Genomic DNA, 17,423 nt, shown 5'->3' on the forward strand with positions numbered 1-17,423 from the left:
CCTAAAAACACCGCTGGTTAGTATTTCATCAATGACCCAAATCTTATCTCAACAGTTTGGTATACAAATAGGTAAAGATGGGATAGATATGCTTGACAGTATAAGAAATACAAGTAATAAACTTAAGAACTTAATTTCGGGTCTATTGGAGTACAATCAAAAGGAAAGTCTAAATCAAGAAGAAAAATCTTGGGTAAATCTGAGTAGATTAGTCAGTGAAATAGAAGATTTGTTTGACTATTCAGACGAATTATCAATCATCTTAAATTCTGAATTAATTGAAATATTTGCCAATAAAACAGCCACTAATCAACTTATTATTAACTTAATAGCAAGCACATTAAAGCAAACAGAAAAGAAAGTAACTAAGATTGAAATATTAATTTCAGAAGATGAAACTAGCTATAGATTTAGTTCAACTAGCATGGGACTGAAGATTGAACCGAAAAGTCCGGAACGCATTAAAAAAATAATGAATAGTCTTGCAAAAAAAGATTCTTACAGTAAGATTGGAAGTGGCATTGGCCTTTCAACGGTTCATAAAATTGTGGAAAGGAATGGTGGCAAAGTAGCCATGGAACCCAAACTCGATGGAGGGGCAATGTTTGTCTTTACGCTAGGAAAACCTTCTATAAAAGAGGTCGTTGAGCTTTAGATTTAAATGTAAAATTTGAAATTTGAAAGACCATGTGATTTCCAGATCAGCTTTAACTTCATACTTGTAATTCTAAGAAGTTCTTCCATAGATTTGATACCAAGGAAAAAGCATGTAGATTTCAGAAAACTACCCAAAAAGTAATGCATATCTTAAGGCTTTTATCTCTTCTTTTTATAACTATTTTAGGTCTAATTTCCTGTCAATCAGAAACTAAGGAAACGGTAAAACCCAGATATTCTTTAGCTCAGTGGTCCTTCAATAGAGAACTTTTTGGCGGAGAGATGACAACCGTTGACTTTGTTAAAGCGGCTGGTGAAATGAATTTTGAAGCTGTAGAATATGTGAGTCAGTTTTTTCAAAACAAAGTTGAAGACTTTGCTTTTTTAGACAGCCTTAATCTTGCTGCCAAAAGTGCTGGCGTGAAAAACTTAATGATTCAAGTTGATAATATTGGGAACTTAAGTGCCTCTGATCCTCAAGAAAGAAATGAAGCAGTGGCCTTAGGAAAAAAATGGGTAGACGCCACAAAATATTTGGGCTGTCCTATTATGCGTGTGAACGCACATGGAGATGGAACCCCAGAGGAAATGATGACTCAAAGTATAGCAGGGATTGGAGCTCTAGCAGATTATGCTAACACTCAAGGAGTACAGATCATTATTGAGAACCATGGTGGTATTTCAAGTCACGGGATATGGTTATCAGAGCTTATTTTAAAACTTTCTGATAAGAATGTTGGAAGCCTTGATGATTTTCATAATTGGTGCTACCAAAGAGAGCAGGGTGATTTATGGAGTAGCCCATGCATTAAAGAATATGACTACTACCAAGGTTTCTCAGAGCTAATAAGTTCGGCAGAGGGCATTAGTGTTAAAGCCTTTGACTTCGATGCTCTAGGAAACGAATCTACCATGGACTTCCGAAAGTTTTTCGAAGTGATTAAGGATTCTGGTTATAATGGATATTTTGGAATAGAATTCGAAGGAAAAAACCTTTCATCCAGAGAAGGTATTTTAAAAACGAGAGCACTTGCAGAAAGAACATGGGAAAAGGTTTCTAAAAAATAGTAGCTTCTAACTAAAAAGAACTTTAATTTCAATTTGTGCCACAATACCAATCAGAAATTGCACTAAAACAATATATAACAAATTAATGTTTGGGTTAAAAAGACTAATGACTTTATTTTAAACTGTCATTAATCTAGAAACTCTTAACCCAAATTTATGAAAAATGTTTTCTTGTTTTGTTTAGCTTTATTGGCTTTACAGAAAACGGCCTTAGCCCAGCGTTCTGTCAAAGATTATCCTGTTCTAGAAACCATTAATCCAAACGCTATAAAGGCTCACATGACCTTCCTTTCGGAAGATGCATTATTGGGTCGTAGCCCTGGAACGCCAGGTTTTGAAATAGCTTCTAACTACGTCAAGTCTCAACTTATCTCCTTGGGATTAAAACCAGCTTCTAATGACAAAAGCTATTATCAAGAGGTACCACTGCTTCATGCCACTCAAAATGCGAGTAAAAGCCGCATGAGTATAACAAACAAAGGAATAGAAGAGGAACTCACCATTGAAGAAGATTTTCTCCTATCCCCTTATTATGACCAATCCATTTCAGAAGTTACCGCCCCTTTAGTTTTTGTTGGTTTTGGCATAACTGCTCCAGAATTTGATTACGACGATTATAAAGGCATTGATGTTAAAGGCAAAATTGTGGTTTTTATAAATGACGCTCCATCCACTTTCCCTAATAGCGAAAGAGCATATTATGCCGGAGGAGAAGCTAAATACCAAGTGGCCATTGAAAATGGAGCTGTGGGTGTTATTAATTTTATGCATCCTAGCAATACCCGTAGAACCTGGGCATCCTCTGTTAGTAGATCTAGAAACGGTGGATACAAATGGCAAGAAAGCGATGGAAAAGCAGCCCGTTCAAATTCAGAAATAAAAGTCACAGCCTTATTTAACAATCAGAACCTGGATAAGATTTTTGCCAACACTTCCGAGAAATTCAATGAAGTGTTAAGATTATTTGATGAAGGTAAGTCTATCTCATTTCCTTTAAATCTTTCTGCCAATATGAAAGTGGTAACGGAAACCGAACTTATCATAAGTCATAATCTATTAGCAGAAATTGAAGGAACAGACCCCAAACTTAAGGAGGAATATGTGGTGTATGCAGCACATGTGGATCATTTAGGAATTGGCAGAGCCATTAATGGAGATTCTATTTATAACGGAGCCCATGATAATGCCTCGGGCGTGGCCATTTTATTAGAAATAGCCAAAACTTATCAAGCTTTAAAAGAAAAGCCAAAACGTTCTATATTATTTGCGATAGTAACCGGCGAAGAATCTGGTTTACTGGGTTCTGATTATTTAGCCAATAACCCACCAAAAGGTAAAGAAAAAATGGTGGCCAACATAGCGATGGACATGCCTTTCTTCTTCCATCCGGTTTTGGATATTGTACCCTATGGAGCAGTTCACTCTAGTTTAGGTGTACAGACTAAAAAGGCAGCAGACATTCTCGGATTAAAAATCAGTCCAGACCCATTTCCTGAGCAAGTTATCTTTATTAGAAGTGACCATTATAGTTTCATCAGAAAGGGAATCCCTGCCCTATTCATCAAAAGTGGCTTTATGACGGTACCTTCTGATACTTTGGATAGGTCTGTTACTGATGTGATGTGGAGAAGAACCCATTATCATACACCTCAAGATGACATGAATCAAGATTTCGATTTTAATGCCGCAGCCACTCATGTTAAAGTTGATTTTCTAATTGGTTTTTTAGTGGCCAATGAAATCAAACCTCCCACTTGGAACGCAGGAGATTTCTTTGGTAACAAAATGACAAAAAAATAAACTTTATCTTATAAAGAAGCCCTTCATTCGTCATAGGAATGAAGGGCTTCTTTATGGATGGACCACGTTTTAAACCAAATTCAAAAAAGTTAAAACCGTTGGTTTCGCATTCAAATGAGATTTCGAGGCCATAGCCTTAATATATGGCTGACTGCCATGGAATTCAAAAGCTGACTGGTCTTTAAACTGCTCATAAAACCTGAAAATGTTTGGCTGCTCTATTTCTTGATGTAAAACATACTGAATACAGCCTTGCTCTTGGGTAGTATGCTTTACCAAATTTAAAAGCTCTGCTTTTAATTCTTCAATACAATCTTCTTTGGCTGTAATAGTGGCTATTAGTGTTATCATAATTCGGAGTTATCTTGATCTATAATGACGGATTAAATTATCAAAAAATAAGAAGCCTTTCATAAAAGGCTTCTCAATTCTATATCGTTTCAGGAAATCTTAAACCGGGTTAAAGCTCTTTGATTTTAATATTTTTGAAAGAAACGACATTACCATGGTCTTGTAAACCAATTTTTCCAGAGGCGTACTTTCCAAAATCACTCCAGCCTTTAAACTTGCTATCCTCTACCATGGCATCCCATTCTTTACCAGAAGTAGGATAGCTTACCGCAAATTCGCCGTTCTGCCATATGGAAACGGTATTATTATTTCTTACAACTCTTACCTTATTCCAGTTATCATAAGGTTTTGCTTTAGATTTAGAAGGGATCATATCATAAAGCGAACCCGCCTTTCTGTTTCCATTCTTACCATTTTTAGAATCTGGGTGATTCTCGTCGTCAAGTACTTGAATTTCTGGACCGCTTACATAAGGTGTACGCATTTTTTCGTCTTCTTTAACGCTGTAAAAAATACCGCTGTTACCACCCTTCTCTATTTTCCACTCTAATTCCAGCTCAAAGTTTTCATAGTTTTTGTCTGTAACTAAATCGTTCACTTTCCATTCGCTTGTTCCTTTTGGGTCAAATACAAATGCTTTTTCGCTGATGGTCCATTTTCCACTTACTGGCTCACCTGGATGGTTATAAATATGCCAATTATTGAAAGTTTTACCATCCGTTAATTTTACCCATTTACCTTTTTGAGCAAAAGACTGAGCTCCTATTAGTAAAGCTAAGCCTAAGAAAACCTGTTTTTTCATTTTGAAATTGGTTATGTAATAATGATTGAACCGTTAAATTAGCAATTTCCCATAAGTCTATCACCTGATCAACTTCCATACCTACAAAACTATTTTATTTTCTAATCTCAAACCGGTATAAAACCCCAAAACCGATTTCATATAGAAGATATCGGGCAGCTATTTGTCTTTTTTATTTATACCCTTATGAGCTCCTCGAATACCTTAAAATAAAACATTCATTGTTTAAACTGACACATATTTTGAGCCTGCTCAAAGCCTATCTACATTGGTATATAAATCTATGTAATCGTTTTAGATTATGGGCTCCAAACAACGAATCATATACTTCAAAATGCAACATCTCATCAAAATTTCTATTGTTTTTCTATTCCTTTTTATAGCCAGTTGTGGTGACAAAAAAGAAGTCGGACCCGTTTTGTCAGACGACCTAGGATATAACGTAGAATATACCGAAAAAGCTATACTTCTAGAAGATACTCATGCTCTTTTAGCGATAGACACCGCCTCTCAAACGTATACTTTTGATGCCAGTAAGTTCCAAAAAGAACCCAAAGTAGGTGAAGTGATTATTGTGACTGGTCAGGTCATGAGAAAAGTAAGTGGTATTCAAAAAAATAGCGGAAACTATTCCATAAAAACGGAAGATGCCGCACTCACAGACGTTATAAAGAATGGTACCATAGCATGGGATATCACGCCGGAATGGAACCAAGCTTCTTCTTTGAGAATTGGAGGAAAAAGTGTTTCTACCTTAGATGGACTTACAGAAAACCCATTGGAATTTTCAATTAGCCATGGAGGCATAGACCATAAAGTCATCATTGAACCGATTTTAGAAAACGGAAAAATAAATGCTTGTCGATTTACCATGCAAATGGTAAAGAAAGTTGGAGGAAGTTCCAAGGTCGTTTTTACAGCAGAAGGTGTCGCTAAACTTCCTAATCAAAAAACAAAGATTACCATTAAAGATGGTAAACTAGCAACTTTCACTGCAGACAATAAAGGCATTACGGCCGACCTTAAACTAAGCCTTTCTGCTGCCGGAGGTACTTCTGGGTCACATAGTTTAGAACTGCCTGGAGTGGCCTTAAGTATACCCATAAGATTTATTCCTACGCCTAGTGGCCCAGTCCCTTTACCCATACCCGTCTCCATCGATATCGGAATTCAATTCGTTTCTCAGTTAACCATTCCAGATGCACAATCTTCAGCCACAGCAGAAAGTAAGCTCAGCATATCTGCCGATGCGGGCTTTGAATACCAAGGAACTACCGTAAACACTACCGCCCAGCTGGGCAATAAAGATATCACGGATGGCACTTTTGACTCCGCTGCCAATATCGGACTGCCTATTGACGTGCAGTTTGGCGTAGCCTTTCCAAGGGTAAGCCTAAACATAGCGGGCCAAGAACTCGCCTATGTGCATACCGGCTTTACAACGGGCTCTAGTCTAAATTGGGGACCACTCTGTAAAAGTGGTTATGTAAAAATGGTGGTGGAAGGAGGTTATGGCTTGAAGGTTTTGGGGCAAACCATATCCGAATACAAAAAGACTTTTGTGGAAGAGAAAAAGGAAGCAAAAGGTGATGGCTGCCAATAAAATTTGAAATGGTTTGGCATAAAAAAATCTGCCAAGCAAGCTTGACAGATTTTTTGTTTAAACTGGAATTGATTCTTTTACAAATCTTTTATCTCTACCCCAGATTTGGTAACATTTACTTCTTTCAGCACTCCTTTAAAGCCTACTCTAAAAGCGTACGACTCCCAGTCGTTTGGTAACACCGGATTAAAAGAAAGCTCACCATTTTTCACTCTCATTCCCCCAAATCCTTTAACTACCGCCATCCACGTTCCTGCCATAGAAGTAATATGAAGACCGTCTTCTGTGTCGTTATTATAGTCATCTATATCTAACCTAGCTGTACGTACGTACATTTCATAGGCCTTATCTATCCTTCCTAATCTACAAGCCAGAATAGTATGCACACATGGAGAAAGCGAACTCTCATGAACCGTCATTGGCTCGTAAAAGTCAAAATTCCTTTCTAATTCCTCTTTGGTGAAGTCATCTTCATGAAAATACATTCCTTGAAGAACATCTGCTTGCTTAATAAAACAAGACCTCAAGATCCTATCCCAACTCCATTTTTGGTTAATTGGTCTGTGTTCCTCAATGTCGTTCACAGATAGCAACTCTTTGTCTAAAAAGCCATCTTGCTGCAAAAACACTTCTCTTCCTTGATCATAAGGAAAATGCATTTTTTCAATGATATCTTTCCAAAGGGCTGTCTCGGAGGCTTCATCAAAGTTAAGTTCTGGTTTTATGGCACCATTTTCTTTGACATAATCAATAGCTTCCAAAGTGTACTTTAAAGTCCACTTTGCCATATAATTGGTATACCAGTTATTATTGACGTTATTTTCATACTCATTAGGGCCTGTAACACCAAGCAGTACATATTTTTGCTTATTCTCTGACCAATTTACGCGTTGAGCCCAAAAACGTGAAATACCAATCAATACATCCAAACCATATTCCGACAAATACGCTTTGTCATCTGTATAGTTGATATAATCATAAATGGCATAAGCTATTGCTCCATTCCTATGAATCTCTTCAAAAGTTATCTCCCATTCGTTATGACATTCTTCACCATTCATGGTCACCATCGGATACAGTGCGGCACCATTTTTAAAACCAAGTAAAGCGGCATTTTCTATCGCTTTCTGAAGCTGATTATGTCTATAAACAAGTAAGTTCCTTGAAACTTCTGGGTCCGCCGTAGCCAGGTAAAACGGTATACAATAGGCTTCCGTATCCCAATAGGTCACACCACCGTACTTCTCTCCCGTAAAGCCTTTTGGCCCAATATTCAATCGGGAGTCTTCGCCTGTATAAGTTTGCTGTAAGTGGAAAATATTAAACCTAATTCCCTGTTGGGCCGCAATATCACCCTTTATCTGGATATCGTTATGTTTCCATTTATTTTCCCATGCTTTCTTATGGTCGCCAAGCAAAACCTCAAATCCCAAATGAGAAATCTCATTTAAATATTTCTGTGCTTTATCTAGCTGATCTTCAGGAGCATGGTTTTCAGAAGAAAGATTACAAACGTACTTCTGAATAGTGGTCTTCTTATCCAGTACCAAAGGTACCTCATAAGTGGCCCCAACATATTTTTCCTTTTTTACTGGTAAAGATTTTAATTCCACTGGTTTATCCCCTTGAAAGAGTTTAACACTCATTCCAGTGGTGATGGTAAACCTTGGAACATTGTCCCAAGGAGACTCCTTGGTTTTTAAGGTCAAATAAGCCTCGGAACCAATAATTTCCTTATGAATCTCATCCCAAAACTGCTCGCCATGATTGGCGTCTCTATTCGTGACATCACCATCTAAGAAAGTGGTAATCTTTGCAGTTCCTGCAAAGTTTAAAGGCGTAATAGAATAGCTTAAAACTGCAGCATCGTCATGAGACATACTACAGAAACGAACCGACTCTATCCGTACCTCATTTCCATTTTCCATCCTAACCGTACACACCCTTTTAAGTGTACCATCCTTCATGTTCAATGTTCGCCAGAAAGAAAGTATCTCGCATTCGGCTAAATCTAATTCAACACCTTCTATCTGGATGGATAATCCGTTCCAATTGGTGGCATTTATTACTTTGGCAAAATAGTTTGGGTATCCATTTTTCCACCACCCTACTCTCGTTTTATCTGGAAACCAAACTCCTGCTATATAATTACCTTGTAAGCTCTTTCCTGTATATGTTTCTTCAAAACTTCCCCTCTGACCCATGCGGCCGTTTCCGAGGCTCATCAGTGACTCCGTGATTTCATTGAATTCTGGGTGAAACCCTTCTTCTATGACACACCACTCGTCGTGTTTTATATAATTTTTCATTTTAGTTTTAAATTAAGATGAGATTTAGACGAATCTTTTTTAAAAAAGATTCGAAAATGATCCTAAAAATAATCTCATTTTGCTTTTTCCAATTCGTAATTCGTGTTTCATCGACCTAAACGCTATTAAGCTGAATAAAATTCTAATTTAATCAGAGTTTACTCATTTTCAGCAAATAATAGAACTATGCTTGTAAAGTTTTTAACAATTCTTGCAAATCTTGGCCAACAAAAGACTCCAAGATAAGATCTGCATTGGGTAAATTTTCTTTTTGCCCAATTCCTATGGCTTTCATTCCTGCGGCATGAGCGGCTTCTATACCCGCGAATGCATCTTCCACTACCAGACACTCTTCATTTTTAAGACCTAAAGCCTTAGCTCCTTTAATAAAAACTTCAGGATCTGGCTTTGACTTTGACACCGAATTTCCGTCCACTAAAGCGTCAAACTTATTAATTAGGCCTACCTTCTCTAATATAACCGGTGCATTTTTACTTGCAGAGCCCAAAGCCATACCCATACCAAGAGATTTTATTTGGTCAATAATACCTTCTATTCCAGGTATAATGTTGGCAGAGGTCATTTCATTGACGTTTTCTACGTACCACACATTCTTTTTAGCAGCCAAGTCCAATATTTCTGTTTCGCTCAACGCTATATTGCCTTTGGCCAATATTCTATCAATAGAATCCATTCTACTGATGCCTTTTAGCGTTTCGTTAAACGCTTCGTCAATATCAAACCCTAGCTCATTAGCCATTCTTTTCCATGCACCATAGTGATAAACCGCCGTATCTACTATTACACCATCTAAATCAAATAGTATTCCCTTAATCATGTTAAATGTTGTTCACTTCATTTAATGTTATCGTAGTTATTTACTACTTATCCTAAGATACAATTAAAACTGATTTTCTCTGTAAAAAGATTCTTTTGCAATATTATGTTTCGACAGAATGTAGAATTATGATATATTTTACTCTAATTGTTATATAATCACGCTTTTAAACGCCAATTTTAAGACCTATTATTAATTTATTTTAATTATTCTCGGTCTATAATTATCATGTCAATGTTTAATTACAAGCTATATTTCATAGAATCTATATGACTATCATTTCACAAGATACAGGTAGTATAAATCCATTTCTTATTCCGTCATCATATGCTGGGCCGTGCTTTATGATTAAAATGGCTGATTTATTTCCTTTCAAAAAACTCATTAACCCTGTTCAAATACATATTTTGGGTTAAACTTTTCATACATAAAATGAAATCTTAACTTTGGCGAAAAGCCACTAATTAAATTTTTTTAATAACATAAACCCGCTGTAGGTTTATTTGCATAAACATTAGAGACTAAAATGGCCAAAGGCTTAAAGGGAAAAAATACCGACAAACTAACTATCTACCAGATATTTACCAGAACATTCGGCAATAGCAATATTACAAACAAGTTTTACGGAGATATTGAAGAAAACGGCGTTGGAAAGTTTGAGGATATCAATACAAATGCTTTAAAAAGCATTAAAGGATTAGGAATAACTCATGTATGGTATACGGGCGTTATAGAACACGCCACCATGACTGACTATACTAAGTTTGGTATAAAAAAAGACAACCCGCTGGTAGTAAAGGGAAAAGCAGGCTCACCTTATGCTATTAAAGACTATTTCGACATAGACCCAGACTTGGCAACCTTTGTGCCGAACAGAATGGCTGAATATGAGGATTTGATTAAAAGAACCCACGAAGAAAGCCTTAAGGTGGTTATTGATTTTATACCTAATCATGTCGCCAGAGAATATCACTCGGACAGTAAGCCAAAAGGCATTGTTGATTTTGGCTCTGATGACGACGATACGAAAAGCTTTGACCCAAATAACAACTTCTACTATCTGCCAAAAACTAAATTCAAAGTTCCTTCTGAGGTCAAATCGCCAGTAAAGGCAGATAATGCCTATGTGGAAAGCCCAGCAAAGGCCACTGGAAATGACGTATTTTCTGCCGAGCCGACTATCAACGATTGGTTTGAAACCATTAAATTAAATTATGGTGTAGATTATCAAAAAGGCAAACAAACTCATTTTGACCCTATACCAGACACTTGGCTGAAAATGAAAGAAGTGCTTTTATTTTGGGCGGAAAAAGGCATTGACGCTTTTAGATGTGATATGGCTCAAATGGTACCCCTTGAGTTTTGGACTTACGCTATCTCAGAAGTGAAAAAGGTATTTCCGGAGGTTATTTTCATTGCCGAAATTTATGATGTAGCCCTTTATGAAGATTATATTTTTAAGGGGGGCTTTGATTACCTCTACGACAAGGTGGGTCTGTATGATACCTTAAGAAGACTCATGGAAGGGCATGGAAATGCCAATGACATCACCAAAGTTTGGCAAAATGAATCTGGTGAATATGCCAATCATATGCTTCGTTTTCTTGAAAACCATGACGAACAGCGTATTACCTCAAAAGAATTTGCGAAAGATGCGAAAATAGGCTTACCAGCCATGGCTCTTTCGGCTTATTTACATGATGGCCCGCTGATGCTATATGCCGGTCAAGAGATAGGAATTAAACCCAATGGTGCCGAAGGTTTTCAAGGCGATGATGGGAGAACCAGCATCTTCGATTACTGGGGTTTAGAAGAAATGGCAAGATGGAATAACAATGGCAAATGGAATCTTGATAAATTAACTTCTGAAGAAAAGGCCCTTAGAAAAGCATATACGCTCATTAACGAAACAGCCAAAGAGAACCCAGCCATTGCGAAAGGAAAGTTCTTCGATTTGCAATACGTTAACCAAGGGAACCCTAAATATAACGATACCAAGGTTTACTCATTTTTGAGATATAGTGAAGGGCAAAAACTCCTCTTCGTCTTTAATTTCGATTTAAATAACTCTTATAATATTGATTTAAAAGTTCCTGACTTAGCCTATGGCATGATGGGACTGAACCAAGATAAAATAAAGCTTCAGCCTTTAAAACAACTAGACGTAAAAACTAAAGCTAAAGAAATCGATACTAAAAAGGCCATAAAACTTTCATTAAAAGAAAATAGCTGGCAAATATTCGAAATAAAGTAAAGTGCATTTTTTAAGCATATATTTAAAGCAGTGAAACTAACCCCCATCTAAACCTAATGAAAATCAACAAACCAAATCTAAGCATTGCTCAAATATGGAATATGAGTATTGGCTTTTTGGGAATTCAAATGGGCTTTGCCCTTCAAAACGGGAATGCCAGTAGAATTCTTTTAAATTTTGGTGCAGATGTAGAGGAGCTCTCTTGGTTTTGGATCGTAGCACCGCTAACGGGAATGTTGGTTCAGCCGGTGGTTGGTTATTTTTCAGATAAAACTTGGACAAAACTCGGCCGAAGGAGACCCTTCTTTTTGGTAGGAGCCATTATCGCATCTGCAGGTCTTCTATTAATGCCTAATGCAGATTTGTTTGTAAAATATCTTCCGGCACTTTGGGTCGGAGCCGGTTTCTTAATGATCATGGATGCCTCCTTTAATATATCCATGGAGCCTTTTAGGGCTTTGGTGGCTGACAAACTTAACTCCGACCAAAGAACACAAGGCTATGCCATACAAACGGTTATTATAGGCATCGGAGCTGTTATTGGTTCTTGGCTACCTTACGTATTGGCCAATTGGTTTGACATTACAGGAAATACGGAGGGTGGTGTAGCGGTAAATGTGATATGGTCTTTTGTGATAGGAGCCATATTTTTATTGGGTAGCATTATCTGGACGGTCGTAAAAACTTCTGAGTATACGCTAGAGCAAATGGCCAGTTTTGAAACAAAGGAAATAACTAAAGAAACAACATCCAGCATATCAGACATTTTCGTTGATTTTAAAAATATGCCTAAAACCATGCGTCAGCTTGGTTTGGTGCAGTTTTTCTCTTGGTTTGGTCTTTTTTCTATGTGGGTTTTTGCCACCCCTGCTATTGCTCAGCATACCTATGGTTTGCCTATCGACGACAAAAACTCCCTTATTTTTAATGAAGCTGCCGATTGGGTTAGTGTACTTTTTGGTGTTTATAATCTAGTATCGGCTTTTTATGCCTTTTTGCTTCCTGGCATTGCTAAAAGATTTGGCAGGAAAAATACCCATGCCCTATCTTTAATCTGCGGAGCAATAGGTCTGATATCCATTTACTTTATCAGTAATCCAAACTTCCTTATCATACCTATGATAGGTATTGGTATAGCTTGGGCCAGCATTTTGGCTATGCCCTATGCTATTTTAGGGGGCTCTATTCCACCGAAAAAGATGGGTATTTATATGGGGATTTTCAATTTCTTTATCACGTTTCCACAGATCGTCAATGCCTTATCTGGTGGACCTATCCTGAAAACCTTTTTCGATAATCAAGCCATATACAGTCTAGTTTTAGGTGGTATTTGTTTTCTCCTTGCCGCACTAGCCACCACACTTGTAGAAGACAAAGATGAAATGGTGACGGCTTAATCTGAACCTAAAAAGTCTCTCATTAGGCTCTTCTATAAGTTTGAGTTAAAGGTCGATCATCTTAAGCCTATAAGCTTTAATTAAAAGTCTGTAGAAAATAGTGAGCTTCTTTCATCCCAAATGTAGGATCAGATAGCTTATTACCCATTCAAACTACCTGAAATCTAGTCATATATCCACCTATATACTTGTCTGGCTCTAGTGGTGGCTCAAAGTACCTTATTTATTGCTAAGGAATTGCTGCTTTTGTGCTCTCGGATTCATTTGAACTATCATAAGCTGTAAGTATCATTTCTTCCCGAAAGTTATCGTATAAAATTTGCACATTTTCAATATTAATTTCCTTATGATATCTAAACGGCTTGTAAGTCAATAAAAGGACAACAATTTTTACATTCCACTTACAATTTAGGGCTCAATAATAGCTCAAAAGACAGAATTATAGCTTTCATCGCCAAATATTATTCTTACAAAGACCCTTTATTCGAAACATGTGAGGAAATTTGCCCATTCTTCCCATACGTTACATAAAAAACAGTCAATATTAAAATAATATCATCGGAAACAGATTTTAAAGCTCTGTTTCCAATAGAGATATTCCAGTTATAATTGTATTATTCACAGATTGGAGGTACAGCCATATTCGACATAACACACTTATTACAAGTATACTATAGACATTTCAACTCCGTTTACTTATAATTTTTCTTGTATACCATGCAATATATCAGTATCTTTGTATCGTTTTAAAGGCATTAGAATAATCCAAACACAACAAAAACATTTGCAGTCAGAGACTGTCGAACCGCGAGTTAAGTATTGCGGTGGTAAGGTTATACCAACCAAATAAATTGTATGAATCAAAGACGTATAAACGTTTTTCTTTTAACAGTTAGTTCTTTATTTTTTTGTATTAACGTTAACGCGGCCTCCTTCGAGAAATATGCTCCAAAATTGTTGCATTTTGAAGGTGCTGGATATGGTATCCATAAGCCGATTTGGGGCGAAAAAGATTTTACAAAATCTGAAGCCCTGAATATTCACCGTAAAAACTACTGGGATCGCTTCCATGGAGACCTTTTTAGGAGCCAAGAAGTAGCCGAAGTGTTTATAGATCATATCATAAATGCAGGCTCCGGTAAGAACAACGCCAACATAAAAGCTTTTGAAGCTATTATTGGCGTTAAACAAGACGGTATTTTAACAATTGACGATGTAAAGCATGCGAATAGCTTTTATTTTGCAGAGCAAATAGTAAACCCTTTTGTAAAGTATAGGGTGCTCTACTACAAAACTAGAAGTCATTTTGGGGAAAATCCTGGATGGATTACCCGAGCAAAAGCATTTATTATGCGTAATGCCTATGGCACTATAGCTCTTTCGGACGTCAGTTTACCCGATTCGATAGAAAGAAAATTTAGACATGTTAGGCTTTAAGAAGCCACGACTCTAGCGAGTCAACCGAAAGCCCGTCTCTCATAGGAGTGATGGGCTTTTTTCGTTTTAGCACTTTGACGCCATTTAGGTATTCCACACTTCATAAAAAATGGACTACCTCCAGTTTAGTCTTTTTCCAGCCTATCAATCATAGCCTGCATTTGGGCAATTTCCTTCTTCTGGGCTTCTATGATATCTAAAGCCAACTTTTGAGCTTCTGGATCTTTTAAGTCGGCTTTTTGACTTACCATTATAGCCGAAGAATGATGTGGAATCATGGCTTTCATCCATTGCACATCCGAAATATAAGATTGCTGTCTTAGCATACTCAACACCACCGTAAAAACGATGACTGCCCCTGCAATAATGGCATAATTGGCCTTCTTATTCTTATACATTCCCCACATAAAGAGTAACATGGAAACAGCCATGGGGGCAATCATTAAAACAGTCATGTACGTACGTGTATTACTAAGCATAACGTGCTCAAACACATCTGCATTCAAAAACATGATGACATACATGGTTACAAAAGACACGCATAACATCAATCCAAATTTTAAATAATTATTCATTTTCATCTTCTTTTAATAATAGTTAAAACCTTACCATTAAACCTGCACCAGCACCAAATCGGTTATCGTAACTGGCAGTGGCAGAAAAATTTCTAGAGATGAGGTAGTCTAGACCTACAGACCATGTCGTTTCGCCTAAATAAGATTTCTTTTGACCCATTTCATTATTTAAGTCATTCACAAAACCCAAATCTGCCTTGTATTCATAATTTCCAAAAATGCTGGTTCTAGGGAAAATCATTATTTCACGACTAATTCTAATCTCTGGTCTTAGTTGATTGTCTAACCTGACGTCCAGATTAAACATATAGGGCGTAAAATACCTTATACCAGCTACAGCAGTTGTCGAGATTTCGTCCAGACTATTTTCACTTTCGTTTTCTGCATTGACGCCAACGAAAACTCTGAAGTAGTCTGACACATAGCGTTCATAACTGACCTCCGCTTCCATATTTTTATTCCATCCATACTCCAATCCCAAATTCCATTGATTTCTTATATTAGAACTTACCAAGTTTAATTCTGTCATATGCGATGTGAAGTCCAACGTACCCCAGTTATAATAGTGGCTACCTTCTTTCAATATTTTATTTAGGCTATTGGGAGCTAATCGGCTATCTCTAGGTGTGCCATAGCTGTAAACCCTTGCCATGCCGCTCATCATATGGTATAAAACGTGGCAATGAAAAAACCAATCGCCATCTTCGCTGGCATCAAACTCAATGGTCACCTGCTGCATGGGTGGCACATTGACCGTGTGTTTTAAAGGAGAATAATCACCATTAGTATTTAACACTCTAAAGAAATGCCCATGCAAATGCATAGGATGATGCATCATGGTTAAGTTGTTCAAGGTGATTCTTACCACCTCCCCTTTTTCTATTTTTATCAAATCTGCCTCAGAAAGCGGCACTCCATTCAAACTCCATATATATCGCCACATATTTCCCGTTAAATTCAGCAAAACTTCTTTTACGGGTTTGTCAGCATCATAAGTCGTCGGAACTGGCGACTTCAGATAATCGTACGTATAGTCATCATTCATCGACATGTCCATATCCATAGCACTTTCCTTTTTAGTGTGATCCTTCTCCATTTTGGAATCACCTGCAGGCATCTTCTTGTCCCCTTCTTTTGACATATCCATCTTGGAATGATCCATTTTAGTGTGATCCATCTTCATTTTGGAATCGCCTTCTGACATCTTCTTGTCAACATCTTTTGACATATCCATCTTGGAATGATCCATTTTAGTGTGATCCATCTTCATTTTGGAATCGCCTGCTGGCACCTTCTTGTCCCCTTCTTTTGACATATCCATCTTGGAATGATCCATTTTAGCGTGATCCATCTTCATTTTGGAATCTTCCATTCGCATTCCCCATTCGTTCTTCATCTTTTCGGGTTCTTCTAAACTTGGCTTAGCTTTCATGGCTGGAGCACCCATTTTCATGTCCATTTTTGCCATAGTCTTCATCATTCCGATCTTATCTGGCCTCATCACTTCTGGTGCAGCTATGACCTCTCCCTGTCCTAAATAGACAGAGGTTTTGCCTGAACCGTCTTGAGCCGTCGCTCTAAATTCCATTTTCCCATTTTCGGGAACCTCCACTATAAAATCATAGGTTTCTGCTATGGCAATGAAGGTTTTGTTTCTCCTTACTGGCACCACATCCATACCATCCGAAGACACCAAAAGTGGGTCTACTCCACCAAAAGTCATCCAAAACTGTGAGGATGCCGAGCCATTGATAATACGGAGCCTGATTTTTTCTCCTGGCTTAAACTCAGGATAATCTCTTGTGATTTCTCCATTGGATAAAAACGCTGGATAATAAATATCGGCGATGTCGGCACCTTCCATTCTTTGTTTCCAAAAGTTAACTTGAGCACCTAAACCTTTTCTAGCTATGACTTGATTTAAAGGCGTGGCTGTTCCTTTCTTAATGCCATACCATTCATTTCCTCGCTTTAAGTTTCTTAATACATTCTTTGGCTTCTCATTTGTCCAGTCGGACAATACCAAGACCAATTCTTTATCATAATCCAAGGTCTTTTCTTTAGGCTCTATCACTATAGACCCAAAAAGTCCACTCTGCTCCTGAAGCATGGTATGCGAGTGATACCAGTAAGTACCAGATTGGACTAGAGGAAACTCATATTTCTGCGTTTTACCAGGCATTATGGGTGGCGTAGTAAGATACGGGACACCATCGTAGAAATTTGGCAACAGTAGGCCATGCCAGTGTAGAGAAGTTTCTACATCCATATGATTCGTGACATAAATTACCGCATAGCCACCTTCTCTAAATTTAAGCGTAGGCCCAGGAAT

The 17,423-nt window shown here is 37.5% G+C and carries 13 protein-coding genes; 7 read left to right on the forward strand and 6 right to left on the reverse strand.

The window, feature by feature from the left end; all coding sequences use genetic code 11:
* From ACTBZY_RS15340 to ACTBZY_RS15350, 3 genes are all read left to right on the forward strand, one after another.
* Window positions 1-655, forward strand: a 655-nt coding sequence (locus ACTBZY_RS15340) for a sensor histidine kinase (protein ID WP_463047225.1), incomplete at its 5' end; no start/stop codon positions are given.
* 143 nt (window positions 656-798) lie between these two features.
* On the forward strand, window positions 799-1,725 hold the full coding sequence (locus ACTBZY_RS15345) for a sugar phosphate isomerase/epimerase family protein (RefSeq protein WP_463047226.1): 927 nt from the start codon (window positions 799-801) through the stop codon (window positions 1,723-1,725).
* A gap of 156 nt (window positions 1,726-1,881) precedes the next feature.
* Window positions 1,882-3,525 carry a M28 family metallopeptidase gene (locus ACTBZY_RS15350; protein ID WP_463047227.1) on the forward strand — a complete coding sequence of 548 codons (1,644 nt, stop codon included), beginning with the start codon at window positions 1,882-1,884 and terminating at the stop codon, window positions 3,523-3,525.
* A gap of 69 nt (window positions 3,526-3,594) precedes the next feature.
* Here the strand turns inward: ACTBZY_RS15350 and ACTBZY_RS15355 are convergent, their stop codons facing one another.
* Both ACTBZY_RS15355 and ACTBZY_RS15360 read right to left on the reverse strand, forming a co-directional pair.
* Complete coding sequence (locus ACTBZY_RS15355) at window positions 3,595-3,876, reverse strand: putative quinol monooxygenase (RefSeq protein ID WP_463047228.1); 282 nt, start codon at window positions 3,874-3,876, stop codon at window positions 3,595-3,597.
* Between the two features lie 109 nt (window positions 3,877-3,985).
* Window positions 3,986-4,678, reverse strand: coding sequence for a 3-keto-disaccharide hydrolase (locus ACTBZY_RS15360; protein WP_463047229.1), 693 nt, complete (start codon window positions 4,676-4,678; stop codon window positions 3,986-3,988).
* 334 nt (window positions 4,679-5,012) lie between these two features.
* Between ACTBZY_RS15360 and ACTBZY_RS15365 the strand changes: the two genes are divergently transcribed.
* Window positions 5,013-6,281: a hypothetical protein gene (locus ACTBZY_RS15365; RefSeq protein ID WP_463047230.1), complete on the forward strand. Its 1,269-nt coding sequence runs from the start codon at window positions 5,013-5,015 to the stop codon at window positions 6,279-6,281.
* Window positions 6,282-6,358: 77 nt separating this feature from the next.
* Here ACTBZY_RS15365 and ACTBZY_RS15370 read toward each other — a convergent pair whose 3' ends face one another.
* Complete coding sequence (locus ACTBZY_RS15370) at window positions 6,359-8,590, reverse strand: family 65 glycosyl hydrolase domain-containing protein (RefSeq protein ID WP_463047231.1); 2,232 nt, start codon at window positions 8,588-8,590, stop codon at window positions 6,359-6,361.
* Window positions 8,591-8,774: 184 nt separating this feature from the next.
* Complete coding sequence (gene pgmB, locus ACTBZY_RS15375; RefSeq protein ID WP_463047232.1) at window positions 8,775-9,428, reverse strand: beta-phosphoglucomutase; 654 nt, start codon at window positions 9,426-9,428, stop codon at window positions 8,775-8,777.
* Between the two features lie 526 nt (window positions 9,429-9,954).
* Between pgmB and ACTBZY_RS15380 the strand changes: the two genes are divergently transcribed.
* From ACTBZY_RS15380 to ACTBZY_RS15390, 3 genes are all read left to right on the forward strand, one after another.
* Window positions 9,955-11,682, forward strand: a complete 1,728-nt coding sequence (locus ACTBZY_RS15380) for an alpha-amylase family glycosyl hydrolase (RefSeq protein ID WP_463047233.1) — start codon at window positions 9,955-9,957, stop codon at window positions 11,680-11,682.
* Between the two features lie 56 nt (window positions 11,683-11,738).
* Window positions 11,739-13,079, forward strand: coding sequence for an MFS transporter (locus ACTBZY_RS15385; protein ID WP_463047234.1), 1,341 nt, complete (start codon window positions 11,739-11,741; stop codon window positions 13,077-13,079).
* An 855-nt stretch (window positions 13,080-13,934) separates the two neighbouring features.
* The gene (locus ACTBZY_RS15390) at window positions 13,935-14,516 is read left to right on the forward strand and encodes a glycosyl hydrolase 108 family protein (RefSeq protein ID WP_463047235.1); all 582 of its coding nucleotides are present in this window, start codon (window positions 13,935-13,937) and stop codon (window positions 14,514-14,516) included.
* A 125-nt stretch (window positions 14,517-14,641) separates the two neighbouring features.
* Here the strand turns inward: ACTBZY_RS15390 and ACTBZY_RS15395 are convergent, their stop codons facing one another.
* Both ACTBZY_RS15395 and ACTBZY_RS15400 read right to left on the reverse strand, forming a co-directional pair.
* Complete coding sequence (locus ACTBZY_RS15395) at window positions 14,642-15,091, reverse strand: DUF305 domain-containing protein (protein ID WP_463047236.1); 450 nt, start codon at window positions 15,089-15,091, stop codon at window positions 14,642-14,644.
* Between the two features lie 22 nt (window positions 15,092-15,113).
* A partial coding sequence (locus ACTBZY_RS15400) for a multicopper oxidase domain-containing protein (RefSeq protein WP_463047237.1) occupies window positions 15,114-17,423 on the reverse strand: 2,310 nt, incomplete at its 5' end.

This window comes from Arcticibacterium sp. (assembly GCF_055134445.1).

What these genes read in the sequence shown, in the direction of transcription:
- ACTBZY_RS15345 (WP_463047226.1), top strand. Translation starts at nt 799, where the DNA reads ATGCATATCTTAAGGCTTTTATCTCTTCTTTTTATAACTATTTTAGGT.
- ACTBZY_RS15350 (WP_463047227.1), top strand. Translation starts at nt 1,882, where the DNA reads ATGAAAAATGTTTTCTTGTTTTGTTTAGCTTTATTGGCTTTACAGAAA.
- ACTBZY_RS15355 (WP_463047228.1), bottom strand. Translation starts at nt 3,876, where the DNA reads ATGATAACACTAATAGCCACTATTACAGCCAAAGAAGATTGTATTGAA.
- ACTBZY_RS15360 (WP_463047229.1), bottom strand. Translation starts at nt 4,678, where the DNA reads ATGAAAAAACAGGTTTTCTTAGGCTTAGCTTTACTAATAGGAGCTCAG.
- ACTBZY_RS15365 (WP_463047230.1), top strand. Translation starts at nt 5,013, where the DNA reads ATGCAACATCTCATCAAAATTTCTATTGTTTTTCTATTCCTTTTTATA.
- ACTBZY_RS15370 (WP_463047231.1), bottom strand. Translation starts at nt 8,590, where the DNA reads ATGAAAAATTATATAAAACACGACGAGTGGTGTGTCATAGAAGAAGGG.
- pgmB (WP_463047232.1), bottom strand. Translation starts at nt 9,428, where the DNA reads ATGATTAAGGGAATACTATTTGATTTAGATGGTGTAATAGTAGATACG.
- ACTBZY_RS15380 (WP_463047233.1), top strand. Translation starts at nt 9,955, where the DNA reads ATGGCCAAAGGCTTAAAGGGAAAAAATACCGACAAACTAACTATCTAC.
- ACTBZY_RS15385 (WP_463047234.1), top strand. Translation starts at nt 11,739, where the DNA reads ATGAAAATCAACAAACCAAATCTAAGCATTGCTCAAATATGGAATATG.
- ACTBZY_RS15390 (WP_463047235.1), top strand. Translation starts at nt 13,935, where the DNA reads ATGAATCAAAGACGTATAAACGTTTTTCTTTTAACAGTTAGTTCTTTA.
- ACTBZY_RS15395 (WP_463047236.1), bottom strand. Translation starts at nt 15,091, where the DNA reads ATGAATAATTATTTAAAATTTGGATTGATGTTATGCGTGTCTTTTGTA.